25 protein-coding genes and 3 pseudogenes are annotated in these 14913 nt (G+C 61.4%); 4 read left to right on the top strand and 24 right to left on the bottom strand.

All coding sequences use genetic code 11. The annotated features are described in order from the left end of the window. The 4 genes and pseudogenes from IM708_RS10175 to IM708_RS10160 all read left to right on the top strand — a co-directional run. Positions 1 to 196: pseudogene (locus IM708_RS10175) on the top strand (IS110 family transposase); the annotation flags it as partial. Between the two features lie 12 nt (positions 197 to 208). Next, positions 209 to 424, top strand: coding sequence for a hypothetical protein (locus IM708_RS10170; protein WP_209426409.1), 216 nt, complete (start codon positions 209 to 211; stop codon positions 422 to 424). Positions 425 to 530: 106 nt separating this feature from the next. Continuing rightward, positions 531 to 817 (top strand): annotated as a pseudogene (locus tag IM708_RS10165) (transposase domain-containing protein); the annotation flags it as partial. 26 nt (positions 818 to 843) lie between these two features. Beyond that, positions 844 to 996: pseudogene (locus tag IM708_RS10160) on the top strand (transposase); the annotation flags it as partial. A 394-nt stretch (positions 997 to 1390) separates the two neighbouring features. Here IM708_RS10160 and rpmD read toward each other — a convergent pair. From rpmD to rpsL, 24 genes are all read right to left on the bottom strand, one after another. Beyond that, positions 1391 to 1579: a 50S ribosomal protein L30 gene (gene rpmD / locus IM708_RS10155; protein ID WP_209426408.1), complete on the bottom strand. Its 189-nt coding sequence runs from the start codon at positions 1577 to 1579 to the stop codon at positions 1391 to 1393. Positions 1580 to 1591: 12 nt separating this feature from the next. Continuing rightward, positions 1592 to 2146 (bottom strand): 30S ribosomal protein S5, encoded by a 555-nt coding sequence (gene rpsE / locus IM708_RS10150; protein ID WP_209426407.1) that lies wholly within the window; start codon positions 2144 to 2146, stop codon positions 1592 to 1594. Positions 2147 to 2156: 10 nt separating this feature from the next. Beyond that, entirely contained in the window at positions 2157 to 2516 is a 360-nt protein-coding gene (gene rplR, locus IM708_RS10145) for a 50S ribosomal protein L18 (protein WP_209426406.1), read from the bottom strand. Between the two features lie 11 nt (positions 2517 to 2527). Next, positions 2528 to 3061, bottom strand: coding sequence for a 50S ribosomal protein L6 (gene rplF, locus IM708_RS10140; protein ID WP_209426405.1), 534 nt, complete (start codon positions 3059 to 3061; stop codon positions 2528 to 2530). Between the two features lie 11 nt (positions 3062 to 3072). Next, positions 3073 to 3471, bottom strand: coding sequence for a 30S ribosomal protein S8 (rpsH, locus tag IM708_RS10135; protein ID WP_209426404.1), 399 nt, complete (start codon positions 3469 to 3471; stop codon positions 3073 to 3075). A gap of 12 nt (positions 3472 to 3483) precedes the next feature. Further along, positions 3484 to 3789: a 30S ribosomal protein S14 gene (gene rpsN / locus IM708_RS10130; protein ID WP_209426403.1), complete on the bottom strand. Its 306-nt coding sequence runs from the start codon at positions 3787 to 3789 to the stop codon at positions 3484 to 3486. A 19-nt stretch (positions 3790 to 3808) separates the two neighbouring features. Then, positions 3809 to 4369 (bottom strand): 50S ribosomal protein L5, encoded by a 561-nt coding sequence (gene rplE, locus IM708_RS10125; protein ID WP_209426402.1) that lies wholly within the window; start codon positions 4367 to 4369, stop codon positions 3809 to 3811. Further along, positions 4369 to 4674, bottom strand: coding sequence for a 50S ribosomal protein L24 (gene rplX / locus IM708_RS10120; RefSeq protein ID WP_209426401.1), 306 nt, complete (start codon positions 4672 to 4674; stop codon positions 4369 to 4371). The genes rplE and rplX overlap by 1 nt, the downstream gene beginning before the upstream one ends. Beyond that, positions 4674 to 5042, bottom strand: coding sequence for a 50S ribosomal protein L14 (gene rplN / locus IM708_RS10115; protein ID WP_022705624.1), 369 nt, complete (start codon positions 5040 to 5042; stop codon positions 4674 to 4676). Before rplN ends, rplX begins: the two co-directional genes overlap by 1 nt. A gap of 73 nt (positions 5043 to 5115) precedes the next feature. After that, entirely contained in the window at positions 5116 to 5355 is a 240-nt protein-coding gene (rpsQ, locus tag IM708_RS10110; protein ID WP_209426400.1) for a 30S ribosomal protein S17, read from the bottom strand. 11 nt (positions 5356 to 5366) lie between these two features. After that, positions 5367 to 5570 (bottom strand): 50S ribosomal protein L29, encoded by a 204-nt coding sequence (gene rpmC, locus IM708_RS10105; protein ID WP_209426399.1) that lies wholly within the window; start codon positions 5568 to 5570, stop codon positions 5367 to 5369. Between the two features lie 107 nt (positions 5571 to 5677). Further along, positions 5678 to 6091: a 50S ribosomal protein L16 gene (gene rplP, locus IM708_RS10100; RefSeq protein ID WP_209426398.1), complete on the bottom strand. Its 414-nt coding sequence runs from the start codon at positions 6089 to 6091 to the stop codon at positions 5678 to 5680. 24 nt (positions 6092 to 6115) lie between these two features. Further along, positions 6116 to 6820, bottom strand: coding sequence for a 30S ribosomal protein S3 (gene rpsC / locus IM708_RS10095; RefSeq protein ID WP_209426397.1), 705 nt, complete (start codon positions 6818 to 6820; stop codon positions 6116 to 6118). After that, positions 6820 to 7200 (bottom strand): 50S ribosomal protein L22, encoded by a 381-nt coding sequence (gene rplV, locus IM708_RS10090; protein WP_209426396.1) that lies wholly within the window; start codon positions 7198 to 7200, stop codon positions 6820 to 6822. Before rplV ends, rpsC begins: the two co-directional genes overlap by 1 nt. Positions 7201 to 7203: 3 nt before the next feature. Beyond that, positions 7204 to 7482, bottom strand: a complete 279-nt coding sequence (rpsS, locus tag IM708_RS10085; RefSeq protein WP_209426395.1) for a 30S ribosomal protein S19 — start codon at positions 7480 to 7482, stop codon at positions 7204 to 7206. A 3-nt stretch (positions 7483 to 7485) separates the two neighbouring features. After that, complete coding sequence (rplB, locus tag IM708_RS10080; protein WP_209426394.1) at positions 7486 to 8325, bottom strand: 50S ribosomal protein L2; 840 nt, start codon at positions 8323 to 8325, stop codon at positions 7486 to 7488. 149 nt (positions 8326 to 8474) lie between these two features. Continuing rightward, a complete protein-coding gene (locus tag IM708_RS10075; protein WP_209426393.1) occupies positions 8475 to 8771 on the bottom strand; it encodes a 50S ribosomal protein L23 in 297 nt (98 codons plus the stop codon). Continuing rightward, positions 8768 to 9388, bottom strand: coding sequence for a 50S ribosomal protein L4 (gene rplD, locus IM708_RS10070; protein ID WP_209426392.1), 621 nt, complete (start codon positions 9386 to 9388; stop codon positions 8768 to 8770). Before rplD ends, IM708_RS10075 begins: the two co-directional genes overlap by 4 nt. After that, positions 9385 to 10242: a 50S ribosomal protein L3 gene (gene rplC / locus IM708_RS10065; RefSeq protein WP_209426391.1), complete on the bottom strand. Its 858-nt coding sequence runs from the start codon at positions 10240 to 10242 to the stop codon at positions 9385 to 9387. Before rplC ends, rplD begins: the two co-directional genes overlap by 4 nt. 12 nt (positions 10243 to 10254) lie before the next feature. Beyond that, positions 10255 to 10563 (bottom strand): 30S ribosomal protein S10, encoded by a 309-nt coding sequence (gene rpsJ, locus IM708_RS10060; protein ID WP_209426390.1) that lies wholly within the window; start codon positions 10561 to 10563, stop codon positions 10255 to 10257. A gap of 55 nt (positions 10564 to 10618) precedes the next feature. Beyond that, positions 10619 to 11794 (bottom strand): elongation factor Tu, encoded by a 1176-nt coding sequence (tuf, locus tag IM708_RS10055; RefSeq protein WP_209426389.1) that lies wholly within the window; start codon positions 11792 to 11794, stop codon positions 10619 to 10621. Between the two features lie 62 nt (positions 11795 to 11856). Continuing rightward, on the bottom strand, positions 11857 to 13980 hold the full coding sequence (gene fusA / locus IM708_RS10050; RefSeq protein ID WP_209426388.1) for an elongation factor G: 2124 nt from the start codon (positions 13978 to 13980) through the stop codon (positions 11857 to 11859). A gap of 11 nt (positions 13981 to 13991) precedes the next feature. Continuing rightward, complete coding sequence (rpsG, locus tag IM708_RS10045; protein WP_209426387.1) at positions 13992 to 14462, bottom strand: 30S ribosomal protein S7; 471 nt, start codon at positions 14460 to 14462, stop codon at positions 13992 to 13994. Between the two features lie 12 nt (positions 14463 to 14474). Beyond that, positions 14475 to 14846, bottom strand: a complete 372-nt coding sequence (gene rpsL, locus IM708_RS10040; protein WP_209426386.1) for a 30S ribosomal protein S12 — start codon at positions 14844 to 14846, stop codon at positions 14475 to 14477. Between the last annotated feature and the right edge of the window lie 67 nt (positions 14847 to 14913).

The raw sequence follows: 14913 nt of genomic DNA, 5'->3' as shown, positions 1-14913 counted from the left end.
GCGCGACGCGCTCTACATGCCGGCTCTCGTTGCCATGCGCTTCAATCCCGACCTCAAGGCGAAATACACCGCGCTGCGCGCCGCCGGAAAACCTGCAAAGCTCGCCATCGTCGCGATCATGCGCAAGCTCCTCGAGACTGCCAACGCGCTGGTCAAAGCCGACCGCCTATGGGTCGAAAAACCCTCTTGCGAATGACGGATACTCCCGGTGTTTCTGTCCCGGATGCTCGCAGCATACACCCTGATCGCAGAAGCAGAGCCGAACATCGGCACCGAGATCCTCATACCGGTTAACAATCCGCTCGACACTCTGGAAGATTCGTTCAAAGGCCACGAAGTGCTCGACGGGAACACCAGGCACAATTTCTTTTGCAAAGTGAACCTTGTCGCCAATGAACCGGATGAAGCGTTCAGGCCCGACTGATCGACTTCAAAGTGAGCGTCTAGATCAGGAACGCCGTAAAATAGTAGCTTGATCGCTAGAAGAGAGTATCCGTCATGCGCAAGGGCATTTTTGGACCCAGAGGCGGTCAGCCGCCGAGCGGGCCCTGCGCGGCGTGCCCCTCGGACGGAAATCCTGGCTCTTCGCAGGCTCCTAACGAGACGGAAATCCTTTCTCTTCGCAGGCTCCTAACGAGGTGGACAACGCGCCGCCGACATGTATACGCTGATTGGCACGGCAAAGCTGAACGGCATTTATCCGCAGGCCTGGCTCGCCGACGCTATCGCCCGCATCTCCGACATGCACGTCTCTCGCATGCCGAAACTGCTGCCGTGGCACTGGGCTGCGCCCAAACCCAACGTCAAGGCCGCCTGACCGCGGCTCTCGTCGAATGCTTACGTTTCAACGTCAGGTTCCGCGATGAACTGCTGAACGCCGAGATCTTCTACTCGCTCAGGGAGGCCCTGATTCTCATCGAAGGATGGCGACGCCACTACAACACCGTGAGGCCGCACAGCTCGCTGGACTACCGTCCAAGCGCGCCGGAAGCCTTGGTCCCAATGGACCAGCGGCCAACGATGCACTATAAATCAACCTGGACAACTCAGTCGCGGCAGACCATACCTCCCGCCCTATTCGCCGGAACTGCAACTGGCCGAAACCCTCTGGGTCCATGTGGACGAACCCATCGCGAAACGCCACTTCGACACTCTCGAAAACCTCGACGCCGTCCTCGCCACGCGCTGCGTCCCACTCACAAACGACCGCGATCTCATCCGGAGCCAGACCGGCTTCCACAGGTGGCCCAAACGCTACCTGCCGATCTGATCAGCCGGAAAATATAAAACCAGGGACGACGACGTCAACGACCCACAGAAAGAAAACAGGCGGCGAACGAGGAACCGTTCGTCGCCTGTCTGATCGAAGTGCCGGAGCGTGACGCGGGTATCAGCCGCGCTCTTCGACGATCTGTACAAGATGCGGGATCGAGTCGACCATGCCGCGCACGGAGGGCGTGTCCTCCAATTCGCGGGTACGGTGCATCTTGTTCAGGCCCAGCCCCTTGAGCGTGTCGCGCTGAACCTTGGGACGACGGATCGGCGAGCCGACCTGCTTGACTACGATGGTCTTTGCCATGATCTGCCCTCCTCAGGCTTCCGCTGTCTGCGGTTCGTCCTTGCGCAGGATATCGGCCACCTTCTTTCCGCGACGCTGCGCGACCATGCGGGGGCTCGATTCCCGCTTCAGGCCGTCGATCGTGGCGCGGATCATGTTGTAGGGGTTCTGGCTACCCAGCGACTTGGCAACAACATCCTGCAGGCCCAGCATCTCGAACACGGCGCGCATCGGGCCACCGGCGATGATCCCGGTCCCGGCCACGGCCGAGCGCATGATCACCTTGCCCGCCCCGTGACGGCCTTCGATGTCGTGGTGCAGCGTGCGCCCGTCGCGCAGTGGCACCCGAACCATCGAGCGCTTGGCCTGCTCGGTCGCCTTGCGCACCGCCTCGGGCACTTCCTTGGCCTTGCCCTTGCCGAAGCCGACGCGGCCCTTCTGGTCGCCGACGACGACGAGCGCCGCAAAGCCGAAGCGCTTGCCGCCCTTCACCGTTTTCGACACGCGGTTGATCGCCACCAGACGATCGGCGAATTCCGGGTTCTCATCGCGGTCGCGGCGGTCCCGGCGGTTATCTCTCTCTGCCATGATCGTCTCCTCAGAACTTCAGGCCGCCCTCACGGGCAGCGTCGGCCAGCGCCTTGACCTTCCCGTGATACAGGAAGCCCCCCCGGTCGAAATAACACTCCTCGACGCCGGCCGCCTTGGCACGTTCGGCCAACTTGGAGCCGACCTTGGTCGCGGCATCGACATTGTTCACGCCGATCACGCCGAGATCCTTCTCGAGCGTCGAGGCCGACGCAACGGTAACGCCGCGAATGTCGTCGATCAGCTGTGCGCTGATATTCCGGTTCGAGCGGTGCACCGACAGGCGCATGCGCCCGTTGGCCATCTTCCGCAACTTGTTCCGCACGCGCAGGCGGCGCTTCTGGAACAGCTTTCTCTTCGTGTTCGCCATCTGATGCGCCCTTACTTCTTCTTGCCTTCCTTGCGGAAGATGTATTCGCCCTTGTAGCGGATCCCCTTGCCCTTGTAGGGCTCGGGACGGCGCCACTCGCGGATGTTCGCGGCGACTTGGCCGACCAGCTGCTGGTCGCTGCCCTCCACGATGATCTCGGTGGGCTTGGGCGTCGTGACGGTGACACCGGCCGGAACGTCGAACACAACCTCGTGGCTGTAGCCGAGCGAGAGCTTCAGGTCCTTGCCCTGCATCGCAGCCCGGTAGCCGACGCCGACCAGTTCCAGTTCCCTCTTGAAGCCATCGGTCACACCCTGCGCGAGGTTCGCCACCATCGAGCGAGACATGCCCCATTGCTGGCGCGCGCGCTTGGACAGGCCGCGCGGCGCGACATGGACGACGTTGTCCTCGAGCTTGATATCGATGTCGTCGGTCGCGGTGAAGCTGCGGCTTCCCTTGGGCCCCTTGACCTCGATGGTCTGGCCCGAGACGGTCGCGCTTACACCTTTTGGCAGTTCGACCGGCTTCTTGCCAATACGAGACATGACAGCCCTCCTCAGAACACGCGGCAGAGCACTTCGCCGCCGACATTGGCCGCGCGCGCTGCTGCATCCGACATGACGCCCTTGGGCGTCGATACGACCGAAACCCCAAGGCCGTTGCGCACCGACGGGATGTCCTTGACACCCGCGTAGACACGCCGACCCGGTTTCGAGACGCGCTTCAATTCCCGGATCGCCGGTTCGCCAGAGGCGTATTTCAAAGCGATCTCCAGTTCTTCGTGGCCTTCGGACGTGGTGACACGCTCATAGCCCCGGATGTAGCCTTCGCCGGCCAGCACATCGAGCACCCAGGCGCGCAGCTTCGAGGCAGGCGAGCGCACGCTCGACTTGCCGCGCAGTTGCGCGTTGCGGATCCGGGTCAGCATATCGCCGAGAGGATCATTCATTGACATCTCATCCCCTCCTTACCAGCTCGATTTGACCATGCCGGGAATCTGGCCGAACGAGCCAAGTTCACGCAGCATGATCCGGCTGAGTTTCAGCTTGCGATAGTAGCCCTTCGGGCGACCGGTCAGTTCGCACCGATTGTGCAAGCGGGTCGGTGAGGAATTGCGCGGAAGTTGCGCAAGCTTCAGGCTCGCCTTGAAACGATCTTCCATCGAGGCGCTCTGGTCATTGGCGACGGCCTTCAGCGCGTTGCGCTTGGCGGCATGCTTCTGCACCAGGCGCTCCCGCTTCTTCTGGCGTTCGACCATGGATTTCTTGGCCATTGTTCTCTCTCCTTCCGCGTCAGCTATTGAAGGGCATGTTGAGATGCTTCAACAGCGCCTTGGCTTCCGCATCGGTTTTCGCGGTGGTGCAGATGATCACGTCCATACCCCAGACTTCGTCGACCTTGTCGAAATCGATCTCTGGGAAAACGATATGCTCCTTCACGCCCATGGCATAGTTCCCACGCCCGTCGAAGGACGAGCCCTTGACGCCGCGGAAGTCGCGAACGCGGGGCAGCGCGATCGTGATCAGGCGGTCGAGGAATTCGTACATCCGTTCGCCGCGCAGCGTGACCTTGACGCCAAGCGGCATGTCCTCGCGCACGCGGAAGCCCGCGATCGAGTTCTTCGCCTTGGTGATCACGGCCTTCTGACCCGCGATTGCCGTGAGGTCTTCCTGAGCGGACTTCACCTTCTTGGTGTCCTTGACAGCTTCTCCGATCCCCATGTTCAGCACGATCTTGTCGAGCTTCGGGATCTGCATGTCGTTCTTGTAACCGAACTCTTCCTTGAGCGCGGCCCGGATGGTCTCACGGTAAAGCGCCTTCAGACGCGGGGTGTAGGTGGCAGTGTCCAGCATCAGATCACCTCTCCGGTCGTCTTGGCGAAACGCACTTTCTTGCCGTCCTCGACACGGAAACCGGCGCGCGTGGCCTTACCGTTGCCATCGACGAGCGCAAGGTTCGACAGGTCGATCGGCATGGAACGCGGCAACCGACCGCCCTGCGTCGACGCGCTCTGCTTGGTGTGGCGAATCGAGATGTTGACGCCGTCGACAATGGCCTTGTTGTCCTTGGGCATGACCTGGGCGATCTCGCCCTTCTTGCCCTTGTCCTTGCCGGCCAGCACGACGACCTTGTCGCCTTTTTTCAGTTTCGCAGCCATCAGAGCACCTCCGGCGCCAGCGAAATGATCTTCATGAAGTTCTTCGCGCGCAATTCACGAACGACCGGCCCGAAAATCCGGGTACCGACCGGCTCGCCCTGGTTGTTCAGTATGACGGCGGCATTACGGTCGAAGCGAATGGCGGTGCCGTCTTCGCGACGCACTTCCTTGGCAGTCCGCACGACAACCGCCTTGCGTACATCGCCTTTCTTGACCCGACCCCGAGGGATCGCCTCTTTCACCGAAACGACGATGATATCGCCTACAGAAGCGTATCGACGGTGCGAACCGCCGAGAACCTTGATGCACTGCACCCGGCGCGCGCCGGAGTTGTCAGCTACATCCAGATTGGTCTGCATCTGGATCATGGGTTTCTCCCGACCTTTGGGAACCTGCTACTCTGGCGGTCCCAGGGTTTCGATCAAACCAGAAGGTGTGACGTCAAGCCGAAGCTTCGGTCACCACCCTCCAGCGTTTGGTTTTCGAGATTGGCGCGCATTCCTCAATCCGGACCTGATCGCCAACCTTGAATACGTTTTCCGGGTCGTGCGCCCGATACTTCTTGGTGAAGCGCACGGTCTTCTTCATCATCGGATGCGTGAAACGACGTTCGACCAGGACCGTCACGGTCTGTTCGTTCTTGTCGCTCGTCACCGTGCCTTGCAGGATGCGTTTGGGCATGGTCTCGCTCCTCAGTTCGCCGCCGCTTCGCGGGCTTTTTCGTTAAGCACGGTTTTCACCCGCGCGGCGTCGCGACGCACCTGACGCATCCGCGCAGTATTCTCGGTCTGGTTGGTCGCCTTCTGGAAGCGCAGGTTGAACGCTTCCTTCTTCAGGGCGACCAACTGATCGCGCAGCTGGTCCGGTGTCTTCTGTCTCAGTTCGATGGCGTTCATCGCCTAGGTCCTCTCATCTCACCAGAGAGCCCCGGAACGGGTCACTCTTGTACCTGGTGGGTCCGAAAAAATTGGAAGCCCCACCCGCACGGCGGAGCCTCGGTTACTTACCAATCCTCGCGCGCTACGACGCGAGTCTTGATCGGCAGCTTCATCGCTGCCAAGCGCAGCGCTTCCCTTGCCACAACTTCGCCCACCCCGTCAATCTCGAACATCACGCGGCCGGGTTTCACGCGAGCAGCCCAGAAGTCGACCGAGCCCTTGCCCTTACCCATCCGCACTTCGGTCGGCTTCGACGAGACCGGGACGTCGGGGAAAATCCGGATCCAGACCCGCCCCTGACGCTTCATGTGACGCGTCATCGCGCGGCGTGCGGCTTCGATCTGGCGCGCAGTGATGCGCTCCGGCTCGACCGCCTTCAGCCCGAAGGACCCGAAGTTCAGGTCAAACCCACCCTTCGCAGCGCCCCGGATGCGGCCCTTGTGCTGTTTGCGGAACTTCGTCCGTTTCGGTTGCAGCATCGTTCTTCTCCTGTCAGCCCACCGTCAGCGACGCGGCGGGCGCCCGGCGCCGGGGCCTTCGTTGAGTTCGCTCTGACGACGGTCGCGGGCCTGAGGATCATGTTCCATGATCTCGCCCTTGAAAATCCAGACCTTCACCCCGATGATCCCGTAGGGCGTCTTGGCTTCGGCCAGTGCGTAGTCGATATCCGCCCGCAGCGTATGCAGCGGTACCCGACCTTCGCGGTACCATTCAGTCCGGGCAATCTCGGCCCCGCCGAGGCGCCCGCCGACGTTAACGCGAATACCCAAAGCACCCATGCGCATCGCATTCTGCACCGCGCGCTTCATTGCCCGACGGAAACTGACGCGCCGCTCTAGCTGCTGCGCGATGGACTCGGCAACGAGCGCCGCGTCAACCTCGGGCTTTCGAACCTCGACGATGTTGAGGTGCAACTCGCTGTCGGTGAAATTCGCCAGCTTCTTGCGCAACGCTTCGATATCGGCGCCCTTCTTGCCGATGATCACACCCGGACGCGCCGTATGGATCGTCACACGGCACTTCTTGTGCGGGCGTTCGATGATGACGCGCGAGACACCGGCCTGCTTGCACTCTTCCTTGATGAAGTCGCGCATGCGCAGATCTTCCAGAAGAAGATCGCCGTAATCTTCACCGTCAGCGAACCAGCGGCTGTCCCAGGTGCGGTTGACCTGAAGGCGCATACCGATCGGATTGACCTTCTGACCCATTACGCTTGCTCCTCGCGTTCACGCACCTTGATGGTGATCTCGGAAAACGGCTTCATGATCTTCCCGAACCGACCCCGGGCGCGTGGACGACCCCGTTTCATGATCAGGTTCTTGCCGACCCAGGCTTCCGCGACGACCAGATTGTCGACATCGAGACCGTGATTGTTTTCGGCATTGGCGATCGCCGACTGAAGGCATTTCTTCACGTCGATCGCAATGCGCTTCTTCGAGAACGTCAGGTCCGACAGCGCCTTGTCGACCGACTTCCCGCGGATAAGCCCCGCGACCAGGTTGAGTTTCTGAGGCGAAGTACGCAGCATGCGCAGCTTCGCCATCGCTTCATTCTCGGCCACACGGCGCGGATTCTGTTCCTTACCCATGGCTTACTTCCTCTTGGCTTTTTTGTCGGCCGCGTGCCCATAGTAGGTTCGCGTCGGCGCATATTCACCAAACTTCTGGCCGATCATGTCTTCCGACACGTTTACCGGGATGTGCTTCTTGCCATTGTAGACACCAAAGGTCAGCCCAACGAACTGCGGCAGGATGGTCGAGCGACGCGACCAGATCTTGATGACTTCGTTTCGTCCCGAGTCGCGCGACTTTTCTGCCTTCTTCAAGACATAGGCGTCGACGAAGGGGCCCTTCCAAACTGAGCGTGACATGGATCAGCGACCCTTCTTTCTGGCGTGGCGCGAGCGGACGATGAACTTGTCCGTCGCCTTGTTCGAGCGGGTCCGACGGCCCTTGGTGTCCTTCCCCCACGGCGTCACCGGCGTCCGACCGCCAGAGGTACGGCCCTCGCCGCCGCCATGCGGGTGGTCAATCGGGTTCATGGCAACGCCGCGCACGCTCGGGCGGATGCCCAGGTGGCGATTCCGCCCTGCCTTGCCAAGGTTCTGGTTCGAATTATCCGGGTTGGATACCGCACCGATCGTGGCCATGCATTCCTGCCGGACCATGCGCAACTCGCCCGAAGAGAGCCGGATCTGGGCGTAGCCGCCGTCACGTCCGATGAACTGGGCATAAGTGCCAGCGGCTCGAGCGATCTGGCCGCCCTTTCCGGGCTTCAGCTCGACGTTATGAACGATCGTCCCAAGCGGCATGCCCGAGAACGGCATCGAATTCCCCGGCTTCACGTCAACCTTCGAGCCCGCGACAACCTTGTCGCCGACGGCCAGGCGCTGTGGCGCCAGTATGTAGGATTGCTCGCCATCCCCATAACGGATCAGGGCAATGAAAGCGGTGCGATTGGGATCGTATTCGATCCGCTCGACCGTCGCAGGAACATCGAACTTTCGACGCTTGAAATCAACGATGCGATAGAGCCGCTTAGCGCCCCCGCCCACGCGGCGCATCGTGATCCGTCCGGTATTGTTCCGCCCGCCCGATTTGGTCAGGCCCTCGGTAAGGGCCTTCACGGGGCGACCTTTCCAAAGCTCCGAACGGTCGATCAGCACCAGCCCGCGCTGGCCAGGCGTCGTCGGCTTGTACGACTTGAGTGCCATGCTTTCTGTCTTCCGTCAGCTTCGGACCTATTGGTCCCGTTTCGCAAGGGGCTGCATCTGCCGCCCCAACAACAGCGCCGCGTCAAAGCAGCACCAACAAACCACCAGCGGCCCCAGGTAGACCAGGGCCGCTGAGTCGCGCCTAATTATCAAAGGCCCGTTGTGACGTCGATAGCGTTTCCTTCCTCAAGCGTGACATAGGCCTTCTTCACGTCTTTCCGACGACCCAACTGGCCGCGAAAACGCTTGACCTTGCCCTTGGTGACAGAGGTATTGACCGCCTTCACCTTCACGCCAAAAAGCGCTTCGACCGCTTCCTTGATCTGCGGTTTCTTCGCGTCGATCGACACTTCGAAAACGACGGCATTGGCCTCCGAGGCCATCGTCGCCTTCTCGGTGATGACCGGCTTGCGGATCACGTCGTAATGCTCAGCCTTCACGCTCATGACAGTCGCGCCTCCAGAGCTTCGACACCCGCACGCGTCAGGACCAGGGTCTCCCGCTTGAGGATGTCATAGACATTGGCCCCGATCGAAGGCAGGACATCGATCCCGTCCAGATTGCGAGCGGCGCGGGCGAAACCTTCGTTTACCTCTGCGCCGTCGATAACCAGCACCTTGCGCCAGCCCAAATCCTTCATTGCCTTGGCCAGCATGGCAGTCCGGCCGTCCGCGAGCTCCGCAATGTCGAGAATGACAAGCTTGCCCTCCTGCGCCTTTGCCGAGAGCGCGTGCTTCAGACCCAGCGCACGGACCTTTTTCGGCAGTTCGAACGCATGGCTGCGCGGAACCGGTCCCTTGTAGGTGCCGCCCTTGCGGAAGATCGGGGCGCCACGGTCACCGTGACGCGCACCCCCAGTGCCTTTCTGGCGATAGATCTTCTTGGTCGAATACGACACGTCCGACCGACCCAGCGTCGAATGGGTGCCGGCTTGGGCCTTGGCCCGCTGCCAGCGTACCACGCGATGCAGGATGTCGGCGCGCGGCTCAAGGCCGAAGATCGCGTCGCTCAGCTCGACCTCGCCCGAAGGCGAGGAGTCGAGCTTGATCACCTCGGTTTTCATTTGTCGTCTCCTTCGGGCGTGGGCGTATCGCCCTCATCCTGGGCCACGTCCTTTTCCGCTTCCTCGAGCGCCGCTTCCTGCGCAGCCGCCTCGGCCTCGAGCTGCGCCTGGCGTGCAGCTTCTTCTTCCGCAGCGGCGGCCGCAGCAGCTTCCTCAGCAGCCTTGCGGGCGGCTTCACCAGCAGATTTCAGCGCCGCAGGCAGAATCGCATTCTCGGGGAAGGGCTTCTTGACCGCATCCTTGATCGTTACCCATCCACCGCGCGAGCCTGGCACCGCTCCCTTAACCATGATCAGCCCACGATCACTGTCGGTCTTGACGACCTGCAGATTCTGCGTCGTGATCCGGACGGCCCCCATGTGACCGGCCATCTTCTTGCCCTTGAATACCTTGCCGGGATCCTGACACTGGCCGGTGGAGCCGTGACTGCGGTGGCTAATCGACACGCCGTGGCTGGCCCGCAGACCGCCGAAGTTGTGCCGCTTCATCGCCCCCTGAAAACCCTTCCCGATCGTCGTTCCCGCGATGTCGACAAACTGACCGGCAAAGTAATGGTCGGCGGTGATTTCCTCGCCCACGTCGATCATGTTGTCGACGCTGACGCGGAACTCGGCAAGCTTGCGCTTGGGCGCGACACTCGCCTTCGAGAAATGGCCGCGCATCGGCGCCGTCATGCGCTTCGCCTTTGCCGAACCCGCCCCGAGCTGCACCGCAGTGTAGCCGTCGCGGTCAGCGGTTCGTTGAGCCACGACCTGCAGACCATCAAGCTGCAGAACGGTCACCGGCACCTGCCGCCCATCCTCGAGAAAGAGCCGGGTCATTCCAAGCTTCTTTGCAATCACTCCAGAGCGCATTGTCCTGGCTCCTTACACCTTGATTTCGACATCGACGCCCGCGGCAAGGTCGAGCTTCATCAGCGCGTCCACCGTCTGCGGAGTCGGGTCGACGATGTCGAGCAACCGCTTGTGGGTGCGAATCTCCCACTGGTCGCGCGACTTCTTGTCGATATGGGGCCCACGGAGAACCGTGAACTTCTCGATCTTGTTCGGCAACGGGATCGGCCCGCGTACCTGTGCACCCGTCCGCTTGGCCGTACTCACGATCTCGGCGGTGCTGGCGTCCAGCACGCGGTAATCGAAGGCCTTGAGCCGGATGCGGATTGTCTGACCTTGCATCATAGATTCCTCGGGGAAAGGCGGCGGGGCAATTACCCCGCCTGGCAGCTTTCGATCACTCGATGATTTTCGACACCACGCCGGCGCCGACTGTGCGGCCGCCTTCGCGGATGGCGAAGCGGAGCTTTTCTTCCATGGCGATCGGGGCGATCAGTTCGACCTCGAACTTCAGGTTGTCGCCGGGCATCACCATCTCGGTGCCCTCGGGCAGCTTGACCGTTCCGGTCACGTCCGTCGTGCGGAAGTAGAACTGCGGCCGGTAGTTGGCGAAGAACGGCGTGTGCCGCCCACCCTCTTCCTTGGTCAGGATGTAGGCTTCGGCCTCGAACTTGGTGTGCGGCTTGACAGAGCCGGGCTTGCACAGCACCTGGCCGCGCTCGACGCCCTCGCGGTCGATGCCGCGCAGGAGCGCGCCGATGTTGTCGCCGGCCTCGCCGCGATCCAGCAGCTTGCGGAACATCTCGACCCCGGTGCAGACCGATTTCTTGGTCGGACGGATGCCGACGATCTCGACCTCGTCGCCGACGTTGATCACGCCGCGCTCGACGCGCCCGGTGACCACCGTGCCGCGGCCCGAGATCGAGAACACGTCCTCGATCGGCATCAGGAACGGCAGGTCGACGGCGCGCTCGGGCGTCGGGATGTAGTCGTCGACGGCCTTCAGAAGCTCGCGGATCGAGTTCTCGCCGATCTCGGGATCACGGCCTTCCATCGCCGCCAGCGCCGAGCCCTTGACGATCGGAATGTCGTCGCCGGGATAGTCATAGGAGGACAGCAACTCGCGGATCTCCATCTCCACCAGTTCCAGCAGTTCCTCGTCGTCGACCTGGTCGATCTTGTTCATGTAGACGACCATGAAGGGAATGCCCACCTGGCGGCCGAGCAGGATATGCTCGCGCGTCTGTGGCATCGGGCCGTCGGCGGCGTTCACCACCAGGATCGCGCCGTCCATCTGCGCGGCGCCCGTGATCATGTTCTTGACGTAGTCGGCGTGGCCGGGGCAGTCGACATGCGCGTAGTGGCGCGCGTCGGTCTCGTATTCCACATGCGCCGTCGAGATCGTGATCCCCCGCGCCTTCTCCTCGGGCGCGCCGTCGATCTGGTCATAGGCCCGGAAATCCCCGAAATACTTCGTGATCGCCGCCGTCAGCGTCGTCTTGCCATGGTCAACATGGCCGATCGTGCCGATGTTCACATGCGGTTTGTTGCGTTCAAACTTTGCCTTCGCCATGATGGCCTCTCCTTGTTCGTCGTATCGGTGGCGGTAGGGCGGGCTTCACCCCGCCGCACCGGTCAGGCGTATTTTTTCTGAATCTCGTCCGAGATGTTCTGCGGCACGGCTTCGTAATGATCGAACTGCATCGTGAACACAGCGCGCCCCGAAGACATTGAGCGCAGATTGTTGATGTAGCCGAACATGTTCGCCAGCGGCACCATCGCGTTGATCACGTTGGCATTGCCACGGCTGTCCTGGCCCTGAACCATCCCACGCCGGCTGGTCAGGTCACCGATGATCGAACCGGTGTATTCCTCGGGCGTGACAACTTCGACCTTCATTATCGGCTCGAGCAACTTCGCACCGGCCTTCCTGAGACCTTCGCGCATCGCGGCGCGCGCCGCGATCTCGAACGCAAGCACCGACGAGTCGACATCGTGGTAGGCCCCGTCGATCAACGACACCTTGAAGTCGATGACCGGAAAACCTGCGAGCGGACCGGAATCCATCACCGATTTGATGCCTTTCTCGACACCCGGGATATATTCCTTAGGAACAACGCCACCGACGATCTTCGAATCGAAACTGTAGCCCTCGCCTGGCTCGGTCGGCTCGATGACGAGCTTGATGCGGGCGAACTGCCCGGTACCACCGGTCTGCTTCTTGTGGGTGTAGTCAACCTCGGCCAGATGGCTGATGGTCTCGCGATACGCCACTTGTGGCGCGCCGATATTTGCTTCGACCTTGAACTCGCGCTTCATGCGGTCGACCAGGATGTCGAGATGCAACTCGCCCATCCCACGCATGATCGTCTGCCCCGATTCGAAATCGGTCTCGACGCGGAATGATGGATCCTCGGCCGCCAGACGCGCCAGCGCGATGCCCATCTTTTCCTGATCGGCTTTCGATTTCGGCTCGACAGCGATCTCGATCACCGGCTCAGGGAAAGTCATCGTTTCCAGAACGACCTGCTTCGACGGATCGCTGAGCGTGTCGCCGGTGGTCGTCTCTTTCAGACCGGCCAAGGCGATGATGTCACCCGCAAATGCCTCGTCGATCTCCTCACGGTTGATCGAGTGCATCATCATCATGCGACCAACGCGCTCGCGCTTGCCTTTCGTGGAGTTCAGCATCTGGTCGCCCTTCTTCAGGACGCCCGAGTAGATGCGCGTGAACGTCAACGAGCCAACGAATGGGTCGTTCATGATCTTGAACGCGAGTGCCGAGAACGGCGCGGAATCATCGGCAGGACGCTCGATGTTGCGCGTTTCGGTTTCGTCATCGGGCGAGAAACCCTTGAGCACGGGCACGTCGATCGGCGCCGGAAGAAAGTCGATAACCGCGTTCAGTAGGGGCTGGACGCCTTTGTTTTTGAAGGCCGAGCCGGCCATTACGGGGAAGAACGCCAACGTGAGAGTACCCTTGCGGATCAGCTTGCGCAGCGTCGCCTCGTCAGGCTCGTCCCCTTCAAGATAGGCCTCCATGGCGTCGTCGTCCATGTCGACGGCCAACTCGATCATGTTGCCGCGCCATTCCTCGGCCAGTTCCTTGAGTTCATCGCGAATGGGCTGCCGAAACCAGCTCGCACCGAGATCCTCGCCCTTCCAGACCCACTCTTCCATCTTGATCAGGTCGACGATGCCTTCGAGCTTGTCCTCGGCACCGATCGGCAGCGCAATCGGACAGGGGAGCCCGCCGGTGCGTTCCTTGATCATCTTCACGCAGTTGAAGAAATCTGCACCAATCTTGTCCATCTTGTTGACGAACACGATGCGCGGCACCTTGTAGCGGTCGGCCTGACGCCAGACAGTCTCGGTTTGCGGCTCCACGCCGGCATTGGCGTCCAGAAGGCAGATTGCACCGTCGAGCACCGCCAGCGAACGCTCCACCTCGATGGTGAAGTCGACGTGACCCGGCGTGTCGATGATGTTGAAGCGATACTTCGTGTCCGAAGTCCCTTCAGAGGTCGGATCTTCCTGGCGCTGCCAGAACGTGGTGGTCGCAGCCGAGGTGATCGTGATCCCGCGCTCCTGCTCCTGCTCCATCCAGTCCATGGTCGCGGCGCCATCGTGCACCTCGCCCAGCTTGTGGCTCTTGCCGGTGTAGAACAGGATCCGCTCGGTCGTCGTCGTCTTGCCGGCGTCGATATGCGCCATGATGCCGAAGTTGCGGTATCTCGGAAGCGGATATTCGCGTGCCATGACTTGGCTCCTTACCAGCGGTAGTGGCTGAATGCCTTGTTGGCATCGGCCATCTTGTGCGTGTCTTCGCGCTTCTTGACGGCGGTGCCGCGGTTCTGAACCGCGTCGGTCAATTCGCCGGCCAAGCGCTCTTGCATCGTGTGCTCGTTGCGCTTGCGCGCGGCGATGATCAGCCAGCGGATCGCCAGCGCTTCGCGACGCTCTGGGCGCACCTCGACGGGAACCTGATACGTGGCTCCACCGACCCGGCGCGAGCGGACCTCGACCGACGGCTTGATGTTGTCGAGAGCTTCATGAAACACCTCGATCGGTGCCCGCTTGAGTTTTTTCTCAACGCGCTCCAGCGCATTGTAGACAATCGATTCGGCAACTGATTTCTTGCCGTCGATCATCAGGTTGTTCATGAACTTGGTCAGCACCGTATCGCCATACTTGGCGTCGGGCAGGACTTCGCGCTTTTCGGCAGCGTGACGACGCGACATCGAACTCTCTCCTTACTTCGGACGCTTGGCGCCGTATTTCGAACGGCGCTGGCGACGGTCCTTCACGCCCTGGGTGTCCAGTACGCCGCGCAGGATGTGATAGCGGACACCCGGAAGGTCTTTCACGCGCCCGCCGCGGATGAGCACCACAGAGTGCTCCTGCAGGTTGTGCTTCTCACCAGGGATGTAGCTGATCACCTCGTATCCGTTCGTCAGGCGCACCTTGGCAACCTTCCGCATGGCCGAGTTCGGTTTCTTCGGCGTCGTCGTGTAGACACGCGTGCAGACCCCACGCTTCTGGGGGCACTGCTCCAGGTGCAGCGACTTGGAGCGCTTGACTTTCGGCTGCCGCGGCTTGCGGATCAGCTGCTGGATCGTTGGCATTCCGGTTCTTCCCGTGTTGCAACCCGTCTCGTGACGCATCTGCGCCGTCTTGGCGTGTGTTGATCTG

Source organism: Pararhodobacter sp. SW119 (assembly GCF_017811755.1).
In the GTDB taxonomy this organism is placed as follows: Bacteria; Pseudomonadota; Alphaproteobacteria; order Rhodobacterales; family Rhodobacteraceae; genus Pararhodobacter.
Note: the sequence above shows the minus strand (reverse complement) of the source record. Positions and strands in the feature narration are given on the sequence as shown.

What these genes read in the sequence shown, in the direction of transcription:
- rpsG (WP_209426387.1), bottom strand. Translation starts at nt 14,462, where the DNA reads ATGTCGCGTCGTCACGCTGCCGAAAAGCGCGAAGTCCTGCCCGACGCC.
- rplF (WP_209426405.1), bottom strand. Translation starts at nt 3,061, where the DNA reads ATGTCTCGTATTGGCAAGAAGCCGGTCGAACTGCCAAAAGGTGTAAGC.
- rpsE (WP_209426407.1), bottom strand. Translation starts at nt 2,146, where the DNA reads ATGGCAGAGAGAGATAACCGCCGGGACCGCCGCGACCGCGATGAGAAC.
- rplE (WP_209426402.1), bottom strand. Translation starts at nt 4,369, where the DNA reads ATGCTGGACACTGCCACCTACACCCCGCGTCTGAAGGCGCTTTACCGT.
- rplN (WP_022705624.1), bottom strand. Translation starts at nt 5,042, where the DNA reads ATGATCCAGATGCAGACCAATCTGGATGTAGCTGACAACTCCGGCGCG.
- rplR (WP_209426406.1), bottom strand. Translation starts at nt 2,516, where the DNA reads ATGGCGAACACGAAGAGAAAGCTGTTCCAGAAGCGCCGCCTGCGCGTG.
- rpmC (WP_209426399.1), bottom strand. Translation starts at nt 5,570, where the DNA reads ATGAACGCCATCGAACTGAGACAGAAGACACCGGACCAGCTGCGCGAT.
- rpsN (WP_209426403.1), bottom strand. Translation starts at nt 3,789, where the DNA reads ATGGCCAAGAAATCCATGGTCGAACGCCAGAAGAAGCGGGAGCGCCTG.
- rpsC (WP_209426397.1), bottom strand. Translation starts at nt 6,820, where the DNA reads ATGGGTCAGAAGGTCAATCCGATCGGTATGCGCCTTCAGGTCAACCGC.
- rplP (WP_209426398.1), bottom strand. Translation starts at nt 6,091, where the DNA reads ATGCTGCAACCGAAACGGACGAAGTTCCGCAAACAGCACAAGGGCCGC.
- tuf (WP_209426389.1), bottom strand. Translation starts at nt 11,794, where the DNA reads ATGGCGAAGGCAAAGTTTGAACGCAACAAACCGCATGTGAACATCGGC.
- rpsJ (WP_209426390.1), bottom strand. Translation starts at nt 10,563, where the DNA reads ATGCAAGGTCAGACAATCCGCATCCGGCTCAAGGCCTTCGATTACCGC.
- rpsQ (WP_209426400.1), bottom strand. Translation starts at nt 5,355, where the DNA reads ATGCCCAAACGCATCCTGCAAGGCACGGTGACGAGCGACAAGAACGAA.
- rplX (WP_209426401.1), bottom strand. Translation starts at nt 4,674, where the DNA reads ATGGCTGCGAAACTGAAAAAAGGCGACAAGGTCGTCGTGCTGGCCGGC.
- rpsL (WP_209426386.1), bottom strand. Translation starts at nt 14,846, where the DNA reads ATGCCAACGATCCAGCAGCTGATCCGCAAGCCGCGGCAGCCGAAAGTC.
- rpsH (WP_209426404.1), bottom strand. Translation starts at nt 3,471, where the DNA reads ATGTCAATGAATGATCCTCTCGGCGATATGCTGACCCGGATCCGCAAC.
- rplV (WP_209426396.1), bottom strand. Translation starts at nt 7,200, where the DNA reads ATGGGTAAGGAACAGAATCCGCGCCGTGTGGCCGAGAATGAAGCGATG.
- fusA (WP_209426388.1), bottom strand. Translation starts at nt 13,980, where the DNA reads ATGGCACGCGAATATCCGCTTCCGAGATACCGCAACTTCGGCATCATG.
- rplC (WP_209426391.1), bottom strand. Translation starts at nt 10,242, where the DNA reads ATGCGCTCTGGAGTGATTGCAAAGAAGCTTGGAATGACCCGGCTCTTT.
- rplD (WP_209426392.1), bottom strand. Translation starts at nt 9,388, where the DNA reads ATGAAAACCGAGGTGATCAAGCTCGACTCCTCGCCTTCGGGCGAGGTC.
- rpmD (WP_209426408.1), bottom strand. Translation starts at nt 1,579, where the DNA reads ATGGCAAAGACCATCGTAGTCAAGCAGGTCGGCTCGCCGATCCGTCGT.
- IM708_RS10075 (WP_209426393.1), bottom strand. Translation starts at nt 8,771, where the DNA reads ATGAGCGTGAAGGCTGAGCATTACGACGTGATCCGCAAGCCGGTCATC.
- rplB (WP_209426394.1), bottom strand. Translation starts at nt 8,325, where the DNA reads ATGGCACTCAAGTCGTACAAGCCGACGACGCCTGGCCAGCGCGGGCTG.
- rpsS (WP_209426395.1), bottom strand. Translation starts at nt 7,482, where the DNA reads ATGTCACGCTCAGTTTGGAAGGGCCCCTTCGTCGACGCCTATGTCTTG.